A 14,986-nucleotide genomic window follows, 5' to 3' on the forward strand; every position below is an offset into this window, starting at 1 on the left:
AGAACAACCATGAGGTCGCTGGTCAAACAGCTGCTCCGTAACCGTGAGATCCGCCGGCACACCGCCGCACCGGCCGACCGGCTCCACCCGCCCACGCGTCCCGACCCGAACGGCTGGTTCTGCGTGGCCTTCTCCGACGAGGTCCGGCCCGGGGTCATCACCACCCGCCCGTTCCTGGGTGGCGAGGTGGTCGTCTACCGGACTCCCCGCGGGTTGCTGCGGGCGGTCCGCCCACGCTGTCCCCACCTCGGGGCGCATCTGGGCGTCGGTGGAACACTTGAGGGTGAGGAGATCGTCTGTCCCTTCCACCGGTTCGCCTTCGACCCCTCCGGGGCCTGCGTACGGACCGGGTACGACCTGCCGCCGCCCAAGGCGACCCTGACCCAGTTCCCGGTCTGCGAGGCCAACGGGTCGATCTACGTGTGGCGGCACGCGCTCGGCCTCGCACCGCAGTGGCAGGTGCCGATCTTCGGCATGGACGAGCGGCAACCCTTCAGCCACAACACCTTCGACATCGCCGGTCACCCGCAGGACGTCATCGAGAACGCCTTCGACTGGGGGCACCTCCCGGCCCTGCACGGGCTGCGGGACCTGGTCATCGAGGGGGCACCGGTGATGGGGGAGCCGATCAGCACGGTCACCGCGACCGCCCGGGGCACCGTCATGCGCCAGAGCCGCCAGTCCTACACCCTCACCGTGATCGGACTGGCCACCATCGCGGCCCGCACCCGGTTGCCCAACGGCGCGGGTGACCTCTACGTCATGCTGCACGCGACCCCGACCACTCCGGGCCGGATCCAACTGCGATTCGGCACCAAGTTGGAGCTGGCCGGCCTGCCGTTCCTGCCCGAGCGGGCCGCCCGGGCGACGGCGTTGCCCGTCGCCCGGTTGCTCGGCGCGATCGCCCAACGGGTGGCCTCGGTCGACACCGGCGCGGACCTGCTGATGTGGCACCACCAGGAGCACGTCGAACAGCCGAAGCTCGCCCGGGGAGACGGCCCGATCGGTCGGTACCGGCAGTGGGCGCGGCAGTTCTACACCGACCCCACCCCGTCCGGCGACCCCACCGCCGCCGCCACCGGGACGTCCATCACCAACGGTTCGCCGGCTGTCAACGGATCGTCGGTTGTCAACGGTTGGCCGGTCGCCAACGGATCGTCCGTCGACGAACGGAAGGCCGGCCGTTCCGAGGTGTGACCGTGGCCGCCGTGGCCTGCGAACCGTGTCGGTGCCGTCTCGACAACGAAGGGAGACCCTCTTGACGGGGCAGAACACCACGCCGGGTGCCGCGCAACGACTGGCGGTGCTGGGCGCGGGAGTGATGGGGACGGGCATCGCCGCACTGGCGGTCGGGCACGGGATCGCCGTGTCCATGATCGACGTGGACCGCCGTCGCCTGGCCGAGGCCACCGACCGGGTCGACCGGCAGGTCCGGACGGCCCGGCTGATGGGTGCCCTGCCGGAGGGCACCCGACCCGGCCTGCTCGACGTCGGAGTGTCCCTCGCGGACGTCTCGACAGGGCGGACCGGCACCCTCACCGCGGTGGTCGAGGCGGTCACCGAGGACCCCGACGCCAAGGCGAAGGTGCTGGCGGACGTCTCCGCCCTGGTGGCACCAGGCACCCCGGTGGTGTCCAACACCTCCTCGATCCCCATCGGCGAACTGGCCCGGTCGGTGGCACGACCGGAAGACCTGATCGGCAGCCACTTCATGAACCCGCCCTACCTGATCCGGACCGTCGAGGTGATCCGCGGCCCACGTACCGGTCCGCACACCCTGGACGCGGTACGCCGGCTACTCACCACCCTGGGCCGGGAATCGGTGGTGGTCGAGGACGCCCCGGGCTTCGTCACCAGCCGGATCCTGCACCCGATGATCAACAGCGCGGTCCGGGTGGTGGCCGCCGGCACGGCAAGCGTCGAGTCCGTCGACACACTCCTGCAGGGGTGTCTGGGACATCCGACCGGTCCGCTGCGCACCGCCGACCTGATCGGCCTGGACAACCTGGTCGACTCCCTGTGGGTGCTGCACGAACGCACCGGCGACGAGAGCTGCCGCCCCTGTGAGCTGCTGCTGACCAAGGTCCGGGCCGGCCACCTCGGCCGCAAGAGCGGACGGGGTTTCTACCACTACGAGGGAGACCTGTGATGACTGTGCCATCCGACCAGGAGGTGTCGGACACCGGCGACCGGGTCGACACCGCCGCGCCGGAACTGGTGCGCTTCCTGACGGCGCGTACCGGGCGGACCTGGCCGCCGGACACGGACCTCTTCGCCACCGGTGGGCTGTCGTCGCTGTTCGCGATGGAGTTGGTGGTGCACCTGGAGCAGACGTACGGGGTCTCCGTGCGCGGCACCGACCTGCGGTTGGACAACTTCCGCACGGTGCGCCGGATGGTGGCCTTGGTCGACCGGCTCCGCAACAGCGAACCCGGCGACCACGGTGCCTGAGACCGTCGCCGCCACCGCGCCCACCGTCACGCCCGCCCAGGCCGCCACGCTCGCCGCCCGCCTGGTCGGCGACCGGGCGGGCGACTGGGACCGGGCGGGCCGGCTACCCGTGGACGTGGTGCGCGCACTCAACACCGCAGGCCTGCTCGCCCCCCAGATCCCGACCGGGTACGGCGGAGCGGGATGGAGCAGCCTGGACAGCGGCGAGTTCACCGCCCAGGTGGGCAGCCTGTGCAGCTCCCTGCGCAGCGTCATGACCTCCCAGGCGATGGCGGCCTGGACCATCGAACGGTTGGCCGACCGGGCCCAGGCCAGGTCGCTGCTGCCCCGCCTGGCCGCCACGGACACGGCCGCGGTGGCCTTCAGCGAACCGCAGGCGGGCAGTGATCTGTCGGCGATGACCACCACCGTCACCACGACGGGCGACACCCTGCGCCTCGACGGCCACAAGGTGTGGGTGACCGCCGCCGACCACGCCGACCTGCTCCTGGTCTTCGCCCGACTCGGCGACCAGGGAGCCGTGGTGGTGGTGCCCCGGGCCACCCCGGGGGTACGGGTGCACCGGCGGGCGGATCCCCTGGGATGCCGGGCGGCCGGACACGCCGACGTGTGGTTCGACGCGGTACGGCTGCCCACCAGCAGCCTGCTCGGTGCCGGCGGGCAGTCATTGTCCCTGCTGGTGACCACGGCGTTGAGCTACGGCCGGATGTCGGTCGCCTGGGGTTGCGTGGGGATACTGCGGGCCTGTCTGACGGCGGCCGTCGCACACGCCGGTTCCCGCCACCAGTTCGGCCGCCCGCTGGCCCAACACCAGCTCGTCGCCCGGCACCTGGCCGACCTGTGGGCCGCCGAGCAAGTGGCCACCCGGGTCTGTGAGCATGCCAGCCGCTGCTGGGACACCGGCTCACCCGAAGTGGTCACCGCCACCGTCCTGGCCAAGTACGTCAGTGCCGGGCACGCCACCCGGGCCGCCGCCGACGCGGTCCAGATTCTGGCGTCGGCCGGTGCGGTCGACGGGCACCCCGTCGCCCGGGCGTACCGCGACGCCAAGCTCATGGAGATCATCGAAGGCAGCACCGAGATGTGTCAGCTGATGCTGGCCGACCACGCGGTGAACCGCCGGTGACCCCACCGCCGCGCCGATCACCCGCCCACTCATCCCCTGCTGCCGACGAACGGCAGTCCATGAAGGAGTCGACGTGACCGACGAGGTCCCGACGGTCCCACCCGTGACCGTGAAGTGCCTGGTCTGGGATCTGGACGACACCCTCTGGCAGGGTGTCCTGCTGGAGGACGAACAGGTCGTGCTCCCCGACCCGATCCGGGCGGTGATCACCGGGCTGGACGCCCGGGGCATCCTCCAGTCGGTCTGCAGCCGCAACGACCACGAGCCGGCCTGGGCCCGGCTGTGCGCGCTCGGCGTCGCCGAGTACTTCGTGGCGCCGCAGATCGGGTGGGGACGCAAGTCCGACGCCGTCCAGCGGATCGCCGACCGGCTGGGCTTCGCGCTCGGCACCGTCGCCTTCATCGACGACCAACCGGTCGAACGGGCCGAGGTCGCCTTCCACCTCCCGCAGGTACGCTGCTACGACGCCGGGGTGGCCACAGCCCTGTTGGACCGGCCCGAGTTCAGTCCGACGTCGGTGACCGTGGACGCCCGGCGACGCCGGCAGATGTACCAGGCCGGTCAGCGGCGGGCAGACGAGCAGGCCCGGTTCACCGGCCCGGCGGAGGACTTCCTGCGTTCGCTGGAACTGGTGATGCGCATCCGGCGGGCCGACGCCGCAGACCTGTCGCGGGTCGAGGAGTTGACCCTGCGGACCAGCCAGATGAACGCGACCGGAGTGCACTACCCGGATCAGGCGTTGCGGGCCCTGCTGGCCGACCCCCGGTACGAGGTCCTGGTCACGACGTTGACCGACCGGTTCGGGCCGCACGGCGCGGTCGGTGTGCTGGTCCTGGAGAAACACCCCGGGGTGTGGCACCTGCGGCTGCTCGCCACCTCGTGCCGGGTGGTGTCCTTCGGCACCGGCACCGTCCTGCTGACCTGGCTGGTGGACCAGGCCGCCCGAGCCGGGGTGCACCTGATCGCCGACTTCCGGCCCAACGACCGGAACCGGATGATGGAGATCGCCTACCGGTTCGCCGGCTTCGACGAGGAGCCCTGCGCGTGCCGGGACCGCATCGCCGTCGACGGCGACCGGGCCGTCCAGCGACTGCACCTGGCGGCACGCCGGCAACCGGCACCGTCGACGTTCCACCTCACCGCCCCCGACCTGGCCGGCCCGGCGACCGTCGGCGCGGGTCGACCGCCCGCACCCGGCCTCCACCGGCCGGACCGCGGTGTGGAGATCAGCCGGACCGCCGCCGGGCCAACGTGATGCCGTCGGCCATCGGAAGCAGGCACACATCCACCCGTTGGTCGTCGCGGATCATGGCGTTGACCCGCCGCACCCCGGCGGTGTCCGGATCACCGGCGGTCGGGTCGACCACCCGGCCGAAGAACAGCGTGTTGTCCACCACCACCAGTCCACCCGGGCGTACGAGTTGCACCGCGAATTCGTAGTACTGCGGATAGTTCGCTTTGTCGGCGTCGATGAAAACGAGATCGAAACTGCTGCCGGTGCCCTCGTCGAGCATTTTGTCAAGGGTCTCGACGGCCGCACCGATGCGTACCTCGATGCGGTCGGCGACCCCCGCGCGGTGCCAGTAGTCGGCACCGATCTCCGGCCACCGCGCGCTGATGTCACAGGTCACCAGCCGGCCGTGCGGTGGCAGCGCCCGGGCCATGCACAGGGTGCTGTAGCCGGTGAAGGTGCCCACCTCCAGCACCCTCGTGGCCCCGACCAGGGACACCAGCAGCGCAAGGAGTTGTCCCTCCTCGGCCATCACCTGCAGGGACTGCCCGCCGGGAAGCTCGCCGGTGTGCGTGCGTAGCGCCCGAAGGACGTCGTCCTCTCTGAGCGAGAATTCCCGGACATAGGCCAGAAGCTCCGGGTCGACCCCGATCTGATTAGCCACGCCAGCAATTCTAGAGAGCGTTCGCCACCGTACTCAAGGTGTGGCACAAGCCATTTTTGCGGCTACCGAGAATGTGGCGGGAAACGGTGGTGCCGTCGCCGAGGGCAGGGCCGGGCGATGGAGGCGGGAGCATCGATCACTTTTCGCCCTGCGTAGCGGTGGGCTTCGATGTTTTGCGGGACGAGGATGGCTTGACCGATCGCGGTGGCGCGGCGTGGGCAGCAGTGGAGCTTTGTCCGGATCTTCAGGCGCAGGGCTGCTGCGTCGTGATCCGGCGCCGCACGCCGAGCCCGGCGGTGCCGGTGAGCCCACAAGAGTCGACCGCTTCCTGCACGTAGCGCCACGCGGTGGTGACCCGACGGTGAGTCCGGCGGCGCGAAGCGTGATCCGGCCGGGTATGGGGCAGCAGTTGACGGCGGTCAGTTGCCGGGTGGACGTGCGGCGTTGCCGGACTACCGGCGGTCGGCATGACCCCTGTCGGGATCGAGATGACTGCGGAGTTGATTCGGGATCTGGTGCGCGATCAGCACCCCGACCTCGCCGATCTCCCGGTTCGGATCGGCGCGCGGGGTGGGGACAACCAACTGTGGCGGCTCGGTGACGATCTCGCCGTCCGGCTTCCCTGGGCGACCGGGGCCGCGGACGTGTCGCTGCGCAAGGAGTACGCCTGGGTGCCGATGTTCGCTCCGCGTCTTCCGCTGCCGGTCCCTGTCCCGCAGCGGTTCGGTGAGCCTCCGCGCGGTTTCCCCGGCCCTGGCTCATCACCGCCTGGGTTGCGGGCACACACCCGCTGACCGGGCCTCTGTCACGCGAGCCGGCGACGCGGCCGAATCCTTGGCTACCTTCCCTGACGGCTCTTCACCAACCCGCCTCCGTCGGCGCGCCTGTCAGCCTCAGCCGTGGTGGGCCTCTGGTCGAGCACGCCGACCACTTCCACGCGGGGACCCCCCGCCCACGCCGCCCTGCAACGCCTCATCACCACCCGCTGAACCGACGATCGCCGTCCCCCCGAATATGAGTCAGGCTGGCTCAGGATTACCGTCCGGTGATGACCTTCGACTTCGGTATTGCTGGCTACCAGCCGGCCTGGCTGAACGGAGCTGCTGAAGTCGCCGGTCGTCACGCTCGACGGCTGCGGGGCCTCGTGGGCCGTCGGCTGACGTCCAGCTGGGTGGTGTGGGATGACGATGACGACACCTGGTTCGCCGACTGTCCGGTGGTGTTGGACTTCGACGACGAGCGTCTTGAGGTCAATCATCAGAAGTTTGATGATCTGTCGATCACGTACGGGTCGATCGACGTGACACGGATGCCGGTGTGGCCGGCCTCAGACGGCTTCCGGCTCCGTTGGCGCAGCGATGCTCCCGCGCTGTTGGTTGCCCGGCACGGGCAGAGGCTTGAGGCGGTGGAGCTTCTGGAGTGGGCCGGGGGTGACCTGGCGGACGGTGCCGTGGCGTTGGGCCTGCGATTCGCGAGCGGCTGGCTGACGATCTACAACGCGCTGGACGAGAACGGAATTCAGGAGGGCGTTCCCTCCCTGCGGTACCGCCGACACCGACTGGGGTGAGCCTGCAACTGCACGACGGGAGAACGCCGAGCTGGCGATGGAGCGTGATGTCCTCAAGCGATCCGTGGTCCTGTGGGTCAAAGAAGCGACGGGCCGGTGAGCATGGCCGCCTTCATCGCTTCCCAGAGGACCGAGCATTCCGTGCCGCACGCGGTGGCCTGCCGGGCGCTGGGGGTGTCTGAGTCATGGTTCTACAAGTGGCGTGACCGGCCGCCGACGCGCCGCGATGACCGGCGTGTCCGACTGGCGGCCGCGGTCAGGAAGGTGTTCGAGGACTCGGGTGGAACCTACGGCAGCCCTCGCATCGGTAGCGAGCTGCGCGAGCAGGGTTGGCAGGTGTCGGACAACACGATCGTCCACCGCCGCCACTTCCACACCCGCACAGCGGCCCGCCTGAAGATCGGCGCCTGGATCACCGACCTCTACAACCGGCGCCGTCGGCACTCCGTCTGCGACTGGCGATCCCCGATCGACGACGAACGACCAGAGACCCGCGACCTGGAGGCCCAGGCCGCATAACGACGCCCTCCACGCTTCCAGGGGATTGACAGCGGTGTCCGGATCTGACCATGAGCGCGCATGCGATCTTTGCCCTCGACCGGCCCGGCCCACCGTCCGGAGCCGGGCGCGTTGCCGCTCCGGCCGAGCTGCTCCGCTACGCCTTGCGTACGTCGGCGTCCACCAGGTGAGGCTTCGACGGTGGACGCCGACCCGGTGGCGTCAGGCCACGACGATGACCGTTTTGCCGAGTAGCTTGCCGTTGCTCGCGTCTCGGTGGACGGCCGGCAGTTCCTCCAGCGGTCGGCGGTCGGCGATATGCAGCTTGAGCAGGCCGTTGTCGACGCGGGAGACGAGGTCGGCCAGGTGGGAGGCGTCGGGGCCTACCCACACCCCCGCGGTGCGTACCGAGCGTGCCTCGTCGGCCGGCACGGGCCCGGCGGAGCTGACGACGATGCCGCCGTCGGCCACGTAGGGGGTCAGCTTCGCGAGGTCCTCGGGGGCCAGGCGTACGTGGTTCACCACCACGTCGAAGGGGCCACCGACAGCGGCCGGGCCGGCGTCGAGGTCCAGCCGGTCGACGACCTTCTCCGCACCGTAGCCGCTCAGGCGATCGGCGTGCTGACCGCCGTCGACGGCGGTCACCTTGGCGCCGGCGTCGAGGGCGAGCTGGACCACGAGGCTTCCCACCGCACCGCCTGCCCCGTTGACGAGAACGGTCTGGCCGGCTCTGATCCCGGCGAGCTCGACTGCCGCCTGGCGAGCGGCCAGCCCGGTCAGGGGTAGTGATGCAGCGTCGGTCAGGGTGATGCTGCGGGGTGCGGCGGTGACCAGGTCGGCTGCGATGATCGCGTACTCGGCGGCCCCGCCGTGCTCGTCCAGCGGGAACATGGCGATGATCGGGTCGCCGATCTGCAGTCCGTTGACTCCGTCGCCGAGCTCGGCGACGATGCCGGCGACGTCGAGGCCGGGGGTGATCGGCAGCGCGGTGGGGATCATCTCGGCCAGGACGCCGAGGCGGATGTGGTCGTCGACGGGGTTGAACGAGGTGGCCGCGACTTTCACCAGCACCTGGCCGGCGCCGGGGACCGGACGCTCCACCTCCTCGTGACGCAGGACGTCGGTGCTGCCGAACTCGTGGTAGCGAATCGCCTTCATGGCGTTCTCCTCATCGTTTCGTGGTGTCGGATCCGCGGCGAACGGGAATCTTCGGACCGGTGGTCGCCACCTCCACTGGTCCGTGGGTTGAGCGGCGCGCGAGCCGGTCAACTCATCTGCACCGACCGGGTCGAGTTGCCCAGGACCATCCGGTTGATGGCGCTGACCGCGCTGCTGGGTTCCGTGGTGGCACCCACGGTGAACAGCAGGGGGACGTAGTGGTCAGAGGTCGGGTGCGCGACGTCGGCTCCGGCGCCTGGCTACGGAAGTCGGTGAGGGCGTCGACATCGCCTCGGGCGAGGGCATCGGCGGCCCATGTGTCGAACGCCGCGGTGTGCGCGACGAGAGCTGGGCTCCGGATGGCGGCGAAGCTGTGCGTCATGAATCCGGAGCCGAGCAGCAGGATGCCTTCCTCGCGCAGGGACCGTAGGCGTGAGCCCAGGTCGAGCAGCGCGCCGGGGTCGAGACTGGGCATCGACAGCTGGACGACCGGGACGTCGGCCGCCGGATACCTCGCCATCATCACCGGAGCCGAGCAGCAGGATGCCTTCCTCGCGCAGGGGCCGTAGGCGTGAGCCCAGGTCGAGCAGCGCGCCGGGGTCGAGACTGGGCATCGACAGCTGGACGACCGGGACGTCGGCCGCCGGATACCTCGCCATCATCAGCGGAATGAAGGCGCCATGGTCGAGGCCACGGTCGGTGAACTCGTGCACCGCCATCCTGCGGGGAAGCGCCCTCACCAGTCGCTGGGCCAGGGTGGTGGCGCCCGGGGTGGCGTAGGGCAGGGTCTTGTCGCGGGGGTGGAAACCGCTGAAGTCGTAAGAGAGCGGCGTGCCGGGGTGAATGGGGCCCCGTGGCTGACGAAAAGGCTGGGCAAGGGCCCGTCGGACGGAGCCCGTACCGGCTGCGTCTTCGCCCACGGCAACACCTGTTCCACATGCTTGGCGTAGGCCTCGGCGGGCCGGTTCGGCCGGGTGAGGGACGTCGGGTCATTCGTCATGGTCATCGGTGTCGATCTGTTCGGGGCGAAACGCCGGAACGCTTCCGCACTTGCCTGGGCAACTGAGGATGAGTGTTCCTCACTTGCCTGGGCAAGTCAACGTGCGCGGTGTCACGGAACCCAGCAGCGCCGATACCTGCTCGTGAGTAGGCAGGCATTTCGATACGCGGTTGCCCAGTCAAGTAAGCTGCGCACATGACCGGCTCCACCCCTTGGCTCGACGACGAGCAGCAGAAGCTGTGGCACGACCTACGCACCGTGGTCATCGCGCTGCCCACGTTGCTCGACCGTCAGTTGCAGCGAGACGAGGGCATCTCGAACTTCGAGTACAGCGTGATGGCCCGGCTGTCCATGACCGAGACGCACACGATGCGGCTCAGTGACCTGGCCGCACAGTCCAACAGCACGCAACCACGGCTGTCCAAGCTGATGGTCCGTTTCGAGCAGCAGGGGTGGGTTACTCGGTGCCCTGACCCGGGCAACGGCCGGTACACCCTCGCGATCCTGACCGACGCCGGCCTGCGCAAGGTCGAGGACAGTGCCCCGGCGCACGTCGAGCAGGTCAGACAACTGGTGTTCGAGCCACTCAGCGCGGCACAGCAACGCCATCTCGGCGCCGCACTCGCCCGCATCGCCACCCTGCTACGCGAGCAACTCGACGGCCGGTAAGGGACGCCTGCCCTCACCCGGCCGGGTGAACACCCCCCACCGCCGGCACGCCGGTGGGCAGGTCGACCGGCTGCTGGGCGAGATCCACCACACCCGGGCCCGCCCGCAGACTCCACAGGCGTCGGCTGCCCCGATCGACCCGGCCCTCCGCCACCGGCAGGGGCGCCGTTGAGGGAGAAGGTCGTGGGGGTCGCGTTGCTGCCGCTCCACGTACCCTGGCAGCCGAACGACACGTTCGCGCCGCCCGCGATCGTGCCGCTCCAACTGGCGTTGCGGATCGTGACGGCGGAGCCGGACGGGGCGTAGGTGGCGCTCCAGAGGGTGGTGATCCGCTGGTCGCCCGGGAACGTGAAGACCAGTGTCCAGCCGTCGACGGCGGTCGTGGCGGTATTCCTGATCGTGACGTCGGCGACGAATCCGCCGGTGCATTCCGACTGCTTAGGGTAGGACACCGCGCAGGTGGGGCCGGGTGGCGCAGTGGTCGGGCCGGTCGGCGGGGCGGCCCGGACCTCGTTTGTCGCGATCGACACGTTGCCCACCGCGTCCCGGGCCCCGTACGTAGCAGCGGTTGGGCATGGACGTCGCGAGTGACACCGTGTAGCTGGTGCCCGGCACGGTGGCCACCAGCGTCGAGATGAAGACCCCGTACCGGCGGTAGGCGTGGTATCCGGTCCCCCCCGACGTTGTCCGTCGACGGCGTCCAGTTCAGCGTGGCGGACGTGGTGGTCACGTCGCTGACGGTCAGCGTCCCCGGGGCGCTCGGCGGCACGGTGTCGGTTGCCGGGGTGACGATGGTGAGCGGGTCCGACGACGGTGAACTGTGCCGCCCGAGTCGATGGCCTGCAGGTAGAAGCGGTATTGCGTGGCCGGCTTGAGGGTGACAGTGGCCGTGGTGGCGTTGCCGACCCGGACGGAGGCCCCCGGGTCGTAGAACGCCTGGGAGCATCCGATCGTGTACCCGGTGATGTCGCAGCAGCCGGGCTCGGCCGCCGTCCAGGTCGGGGTGACCGAGGTTGAGGTGATCCGGCTGACCGCCAGGTCCCTCGGCGCTGTCGGCGGGAGGTCGGCCGGGGGCGTCGAGCTGGTCGCGTCGACAGTGTTGGACGCAGCCGACAGGTTACCTGCGGCGTCGGTGGCGCGTACGTAGAACTGGAGGTACGGGCCGGGTCCCGTCGTGGCCGAGGGCGGCAGCTGGTACGTCGTCGACATGGCGGTGCCGAGCAGTGTGGAGGTGTACCAGCCGTCGAACCGGTAGACGCGGTAGCCGGTCACGCCGACGTTGCCCGTCGCGGCCGACCAGTCGGGAAGTGGCGGCGACGGCGATGATGGGGACCGTCCGAAGCGGACCATCCGACACACAATGGAGAACTCGCATGGCCTGGTACCCGATCTACAACCTTCAGCTGGCGGGCTGGAACCGGCAGAGTGTCTGGGGCTGGGATCCCGGAGCCGAGAGCTACTACGCACAGCTCACCAGCAACGCGGCAACCTTCGACGCGGACGAGGTGGGGCCCGAGATCTGGGTCACCCGGCCCACCTACCCACGGATCGAACACCCCGCCCGTCTCGCCGAGGTCATCGCCGCGGTGACGGGCACCGGGGTCGAGGTCGTCCGGACCGCGATGCGCGATTCGCTGGACGAGCGCGACGAACTCCGGCAGCGGATCTGACCGGCATCCCGCAGCGGCTCACCCGGTGACCCGGATCGGGCCGGGCCGGGCGCGGCCGGGCCCGCCCGAGGGCGGTGACCCGGATCGGGCCGGGACGACGCGGCCGGGTCCGCCCGAGGGCGACGACGGCGCGACCGGCCAGCCCGGGACGCCGGTGGCCGGTACCCCGTCGACGCCCCGGGTGGGCCGCGATGGTCGGATCGCCGGTCGGTCACCGGCGTCCCCGTCCTATCTCAGGTAGGTGGCTAAAGGGATCTGCTGGTCACGGAGTGCTCGGGTGACGACCCCGGCGATCTGCCGGGCACCGGACGGCTCGAAGTGGGTGTGGTCGGCGCAGAAGAAGGCGCCCACCGGGCCCGAGCCGTAGTCGCCGTTGAAGGGACAGAAACGCAGGCTGTTGTAGAGCGTGTAGCTGAGCCGGTGCAGGTCGATGACGGGGACGGCGTTCGCGCTGCCGGCCGAGTTCGTCTCGGTGACGAAGCCGCGGTTGCCGACCGCCGTGCTCCCGGAGCAGGTGAGCGCGGCCGGCGGGGTCAGGAAGACGGGGTGGGCGCCGCGCGCCTTGGCCGCGGTGGCCATCATCCCGAGCAGCTGCTGGTACCGCGCCGAGCCGACGTGGCGGGGGCAGGCACTGGTTCCGTCGTTGATCCCGAACTGGATGAGCAGGTAGTCGCCGCGCTTCATGCCGGTCGTCGGGTCGAGCATGGCCTGCCAGCGCGAGGAGTACGTCTCCGGGCTGACGACGCACTCCCCGGCCGGGTTCTTCGTGCTCGTCACGTTGGGGTCGTAGAGCCACGTCTGGATGCTCCGCCCGCCCACGGCACTGTTGCGTACGGTGACGTCGCCGGTGAAGTACTGGGCGAACTGGCTGCCCCAGCCGGCCGGGCACACGGTGCCGCCGGAGGGGTCGGCCACCGTGGAGTCGCCGGCCAACCAGACGGTGACCTGCCCCTGCGGGGGAGGAGAGCTGGACGACGGCGGCGCGCACGGCGACGGGCTCGGCGACGGGCCGCCGCCCGTCAGGTCGAAGTAGTCGAGGTTGGGCAGCCCGCCGGCCGTGGTCGGGCTGAACCCGATGGTGGTGGTGCCCGGGTTCACCGGCACGGTCACCGTCGTGGTGACCCACGTCGTCCACGCCCCGGTGGGCGCGAAGGGCACCGTCTGCGTCGATGTGCCGTTCACCAGGACGGCGGCGGGTCGCGCGGTGGTGGAGCCGTTGGCGAACCGTACGTCCAGCGTCGCCGTCCCGGCCGCCGACGTGGTCACGGTGAGCCGGACCGCCGCGCCGACGGCGTTGTCGCCGTTGCAGAACCCGGTCCCGGAGTACCCGGCGTGGTTCGCGTCGATCGTGCCGGTGCACACCACCGGCGCCGTCTCGGCCTCGTACCGGCTGGACGCCGCCGTGGCGATGGTGGCCCCCAGCCCGATGAGGACTGTCGTCATCGTCACGACGCCGATGACCGCTCGTCGATTCATGTCGCTCCTCGGGTCGCTCAGATGTATTGGTCGAGAATCGGCCGGAGCCGTTGCGTGATCTTGACGTGGCCGGCGTCCGTGGGGTGGACGTTGTCCGTGGTGTCGGTGGCCGGGTCGATCCAGCCCGTGGTGTCGACGAAGTGGACCTTCGCGTCGCCGGCCGCGGTGCGGGCGGCGACGGCGTTTCGCGTCTCGGGCACGTACCGGTTGCGGAAGACGCCCATCGCGAAGATCTCGGCGTTCGGGTACGCCACGCGCACGCGTTCGAGCATGACGACGTAGTTCTGCTGGAACTGCACGGTGCTGACGCCGTGACCGACGTCGTTGGTGCCGAGGTTGATGACCACGGCGGTCGCCTGGTACGTCCCGAAGTTCCAGTCGTCGGTGCTCACCCACGCCGAGGAGCGGCGGAACCAGTCGACCATGCCGTAACAGTCCTGGTTGACCAGGCAGGCGCCGCCCTGGGCGACCTGGGTGTGACCCGCGCCGAGGGCCTCGGCCGTGAGCCACGGGTAGGCGGTGAAGGGGCGGTTGGCGTTGGGCTGGCCCACCGTGATGGAGTCACCGATGAACTCCACGAGGTTCGCCGGCCTGGCCAGCGGCGCGGTCTGCGCGCCGCTGGCGAGGATGAGCCCACCGAACACCGGGTCGCCGGTGTACGAGCCGGCCCGCTCGCGGTAGCCGATCCGGATGCTGTGCGAGCCGCCGGTCAGCCCGGAGGCGAGGGTGACGTTGCCGGACACGTTGCGCCGCCACTGCGGTGCGGCCTGGTCGACGGAGTAGTACAGGTCGATGGCGTTGCGCTGGCGCACCCCGATGACGCTGCCGGTGAAGCGGGTCTCAAGGTAGCCGCCGGCCCAGCCCATCGCGGGGAACGCCGGGTCGGACCTGCTCCACCGGCCGTAGTACTGGATGTTCGAGTCGTCCGGCCGCCCGGTGCCGGCCGAGGAGCTGCCGGAGGTGTCGACATCGAGACTGTCGACGTTGGGCAGGCCGGCCGCCGTGGTCGGGCTGAGTCGGACGGTGTTGCTGCCGGCGCCCAGCGACACGGTGAGCGTGCTGGCCGACCAGGTGGTCCAGGCTCCGGTGCCGCCGAAGGCGGCGGTCGAGACCCGGGTGCCGTTGACGAGGACGTCCGCCGGGCGGCCGGTGGTGGTGCCGTTGGCGAAGCGTACGCCCAGGGTCGCCCGTCCCGCCGCCGGCATGGTCACGGTGAACTGGACCGAGGCGCCGACGACGTTGTCGCCGTTGCAGAATCCGGTCCCGGAGAAGCCGGCGTGGTTCGCGTCGATCGTGCCGGTGCACATCGCCGGCGCCGTCTCGGCCTCGTACCGGTTCACGGCAGCCGTCGCGGGGCTGCCGGTCAACACCGTGACCATGCCGGCGACGAGCGTGCCGACGGCGAGGAGGGGCAGGGGTCTCATGACTGAGCTCCTTGGCTGATCGAAGGTCGGTGGTGTGCCCGCAGGCCCGGCA

The 14,986-nt window shown here is 70.4% G+C and carries 16 protein-coding genes and 4 pseudogenes; 12 read left to right on the plus strand and 8 right to left on the minus strand.

All coding sequences use genetic code 11. The features are described 5' to 3' along the window. Window positions 1–9: 9 nt before the first annotated feature. The 5 genes from ACQP1S_RS11835 to ACQP1S_RS11855 all read left to right on the plus strand — a co-directional run bounded on the left by ACQP1S_RS11835 (window position 10) and on the right by ACQP1S_RS11855 (window position 4,832). Window positions 10–1,197, plus strand: coding sequence for a Rieske 2Fe-2S domain-containing protein (locus ACQP1S_RS11835; RefSeq protein WP_432906175.1), 1,188 nt, complete (start codon window positions 10–12; stop codon window positions 1,195–1,197). A 61-nt stretch (window positions 1,198–1,258) separates the two neighbouring features. Then, window positions 1,259–2,149: a 3-hydroxyacyl-CoA dehydrogenase family protein gene (locus tag ACQP1S_RS11840; RefSeq protein WP_432906177.1), complete on the plus strand. Its 891-nt coding sequence runs from the start codon at window positions 1,259–1,261 to the stop codon at window positions 2,147–2,149. Further along, window positions 2,149–2,451, plus strand: coding sequence for an acyl carrier protein (locus tag ACQP1S_RS11845; RefSeq protein ID WP_091253103.1), 303 nt, complete (start codon window positions 2,149–2,151; stop codon window positions 2,449–2,451). Before ACQP1S_RS11840 ends, ACQP1S_RS11845 begins: the two co-directional genes overlap by 1 nt. Next, complete coding sequence (locus ACQP1S_RS11850) at window positions 2,444–3,577, plus strand: acyl-CoA dehydrogenase family protein (RefSeq protein ID WP_432906178.1); 1,134 nt, start codon at window positions 2,444–2,446, stop codon at window positions 3,575–3,577. Before ACQP1S_RS11845 ends, ACQP1S_RS11850 begins: the two co-directional genes overlap by 8 nt. A gap of 73 nt (window positions 3,578–3,650) precedes the next feature. Beyond that, window positions 3,651–4,832 (plus strand): HAD-IIIC family phosphatase, encoded by a 1,182-nt coding sequence (locus ACQP1S_RS11855; protein WP_432906180.1) that lies wholly within the window; start codon window positions 3,651–3,653, stop codon window positions 4,830–4,832. On the opposite strand, the gene ACQP1S_RS11860 is transcribed toward ACQP1S_RS11855, so the two are convergent. Next, complete coding sequence (locus ACQP1S_RS11860) at window positions 4,804–5,472, minus strand: O-methyltransferase (RefSeq protein ID WP_432906181.1); 669 nt, start codon at window positions 5,470–5,472, stop codon at window positions 4,804–4,806. The genes ACQP1S_RS11855 and ACQP1S_RS11860 overlap by 29 nt on opposite strands. Window positions 5,473–5,939: 467 nt before the next feature. Between ACQP1S_RS11860 and ACQP1S_RS11865 the strand changes: the two are divergent. The 3 genes and pseudogenes from ACQP1S_RS11865 to ACQP1S_RS11875 form a co-directional block, all read left to right on the plus strand. Then, a pseudogene (locus tag ACQP1S_RS11865) lies at window positions 5,940–6,406 on the plus strand (phosphotransferase); the annotation flags it as partial. Between the two features lie 114 nt (window positions 6,407–6,520). After that, entirely contained in the window at window positions 6,521–7,039 is a 519-nt protein-coding gene (locus ACQP1S_RS11870; RefSeq protein ID WP_432906182.1) for a hypothetical protein, read from the plus strand. A 102-nt stretch (window positions 7,040–7,141) separates the two neighbouring features. After that, window positions 7,142–7,558 carry an IS3 family transposase gene (locus ACQP1S_RS11875; RefSeq protein WP_432907976.1) on the plus strand — a complete coding sequence of 139 codons (417 nt, stop codon included), beginning with the start codon at window positions 7,142–7,144 and terminating at the stop codon, window positions 7,556–7,558. A 201-nt stretch (window positions 7,559–7,759) separates the two neighbouring features. Here ACQP1S_RS11875 and ACQP1S_RS11880 read toward each other — a convergent pair whose 3' ends face one another. Then, window positions 7,760–8,695, minus strand: a complete 936-nt coding sequence (locus tag ACQP1S_RS11880; protein ID WP_432906184.1) for an NADP-dependent oxidoreductase — start codon at window positions 8,693–8,695, stop codon at window positions 7,760–7,762. A gap of 87 nt (window positions 8,696–8,782) precedes the next feature. Between ACQP1S_RS11880 and ACQP1S_RS11885 the strand changes: the two genes are divergently transcribed. Beyond that, complete coding sequence (locus tag ACQP1S_RS11885; protein ID WP_432908521.1) at window positions 8,783–8,914, plus strand: hypothetical protein; 132 nt, start codon at window positions 8,783–8,785, stop codon at window positions 8,912–8,914. A gap of 85 nt (window positions 8,915–8,999) precedes the next feature. Here the strand turns inward: ACQP1S_RS11885 and ACQP1S_RS11890 are convergent. Both ACQP1S_RS11890 and ACQP1S_RS11895 read right to left on the minus strand, forming a co-directional pair. After that, a pseudogene (locus tag ACQP1S_RS11890) lies at window positions 9,000–9,218 on the minus strand (dioxygenase); the annotation flags it as partial. 58 nt (window positions 9,219–9,276) lie between these two features. Beyond that, window positions 9,277–9,615: pseudogene (locus ACQP1S_RS11895) on the minus strand (dioxygenase); the annotation flags it as partial. Between the two features lie 275 nt (window positions 9,616–9,890). On the opposite strand from ACQP1S_RS11895, the gene ACQP1S_RS11900 reads away from it, so the two are divergent. Both ACQP1S_RS11900 and ACQP1S_RS11905 read left to right on the plus strand, forming a co-directional pair. Next, window positions 9,891–10,364 (plus strand): MarR family winged helix-turn-helix transcriptional regulator, encoded by a 474-nt coding sequence (locus ACQP1S_RS11900; protein ID WP_432906186.1) that lies wholly within the window; start codon window positions 9,891–9,893, stop codon window positions 10,362–10,364. 25 nt (window positions 10,365–10,389) lie between these two features. After that, window positions 10,390–10,536, plus strand: a complete 147-nt coding sequence (locus tag ACQP1S_RS11905; protein WP_432906187.1) for a hypothetical protein — start codon at window positions 10,390–10,392, stop codon at window positions 10,534–10,536. A 49-nt stretch (window positions 10,537–10,585) separates the two neighbouring features. On the opposite strand, the pseudogene ACQP1S_RS11910 reads toward ACQP1S_RS11905, so the two are convergent. Both ACQP1S_RS11910 and ACQP1S_RS11915 read right to left on the minus strand, forming a co-directional pair. Further along, a pseudogene (locus ACQP1S_RS11910) lies at window positions 10,586–10,903 on the minus strand (cellulose binding domain-containing protein); the annotation flags it as partial. A 202-nt stretch (window positions 10,904–11,105) separates the two neighbouring features. Continuing rightward, the gene (locus ACQP1S_RS11915; protein WP_432906189.1) at window positions 11,106–11,636 is read right to left on the minus strand and encodes a fibronectin type III domain-containing protein; all 531 of its coding nucleotides are present in this window, start codon (window positions 11,634–11,636) and stop codon (window positions 11,106–11,108) included. Between the two features lie 101 nt (window positions 11,637–11,737). Here ACQP1S_RS11915 and ACQP1S_RS11920 point away from each other — a divergent pair, with 101 nt between their 5' ends. Then, complete coding sequence (locus ACQP1S_RS11920; protein WP_432906191.1) at window positions 11,738–12,034, plus strand: hypothetical protein; 297 nt, start codon at window positions 11,738–11,740, stop codon at window positions 12,032–12,034. A gap of 228 nt (window positions 12,035–12,262) precedes the next feature. Here the strand turns inward: ACQP1S_RS11920 and ACQP1S_RS11925 are convergent, their stop codons facing one another. Beyond that, complete coding sequence (locus tag ACQP1S_RS11925) at window positions 12,263–13,510, minus strand: carbohydrate-binding protein (RefSeq protein WP_432906192.1); 1,248 nt, start codon at window positions 13,508–13,510, stop codon at window positions 12,263–12,265. A 17-nt stretch (window positions 13,511–13,527) separates the two neighbouring features. Then, the gene (locus ACQP1S_RS11930) at window positions 13,528–14,934 is read right to left on the minus strand and encodes a GDSL-type esterase/lipase family protein (RefSeq protein ID WP_432906194.1); all 1,407 of its coding nucleotides are present in this window, start codon (window positions 14,932–14,934) and stop codon (window positions 13,528–13,530) included. Between the last annotated feature and the right edge of the window lie 52 nt (window positions 14,935–14,986).

Source organism: Micromonospora matsumotoense, from assembly GCF_050951065.1.
Taxonomy (GTDB): domain Bacteria; phylum Actinomycetota; class Actinomycetes; order Mycobacteriales; family Micromonosporaceae; genus Micromonospora; species Micromonospora matsumotoensis.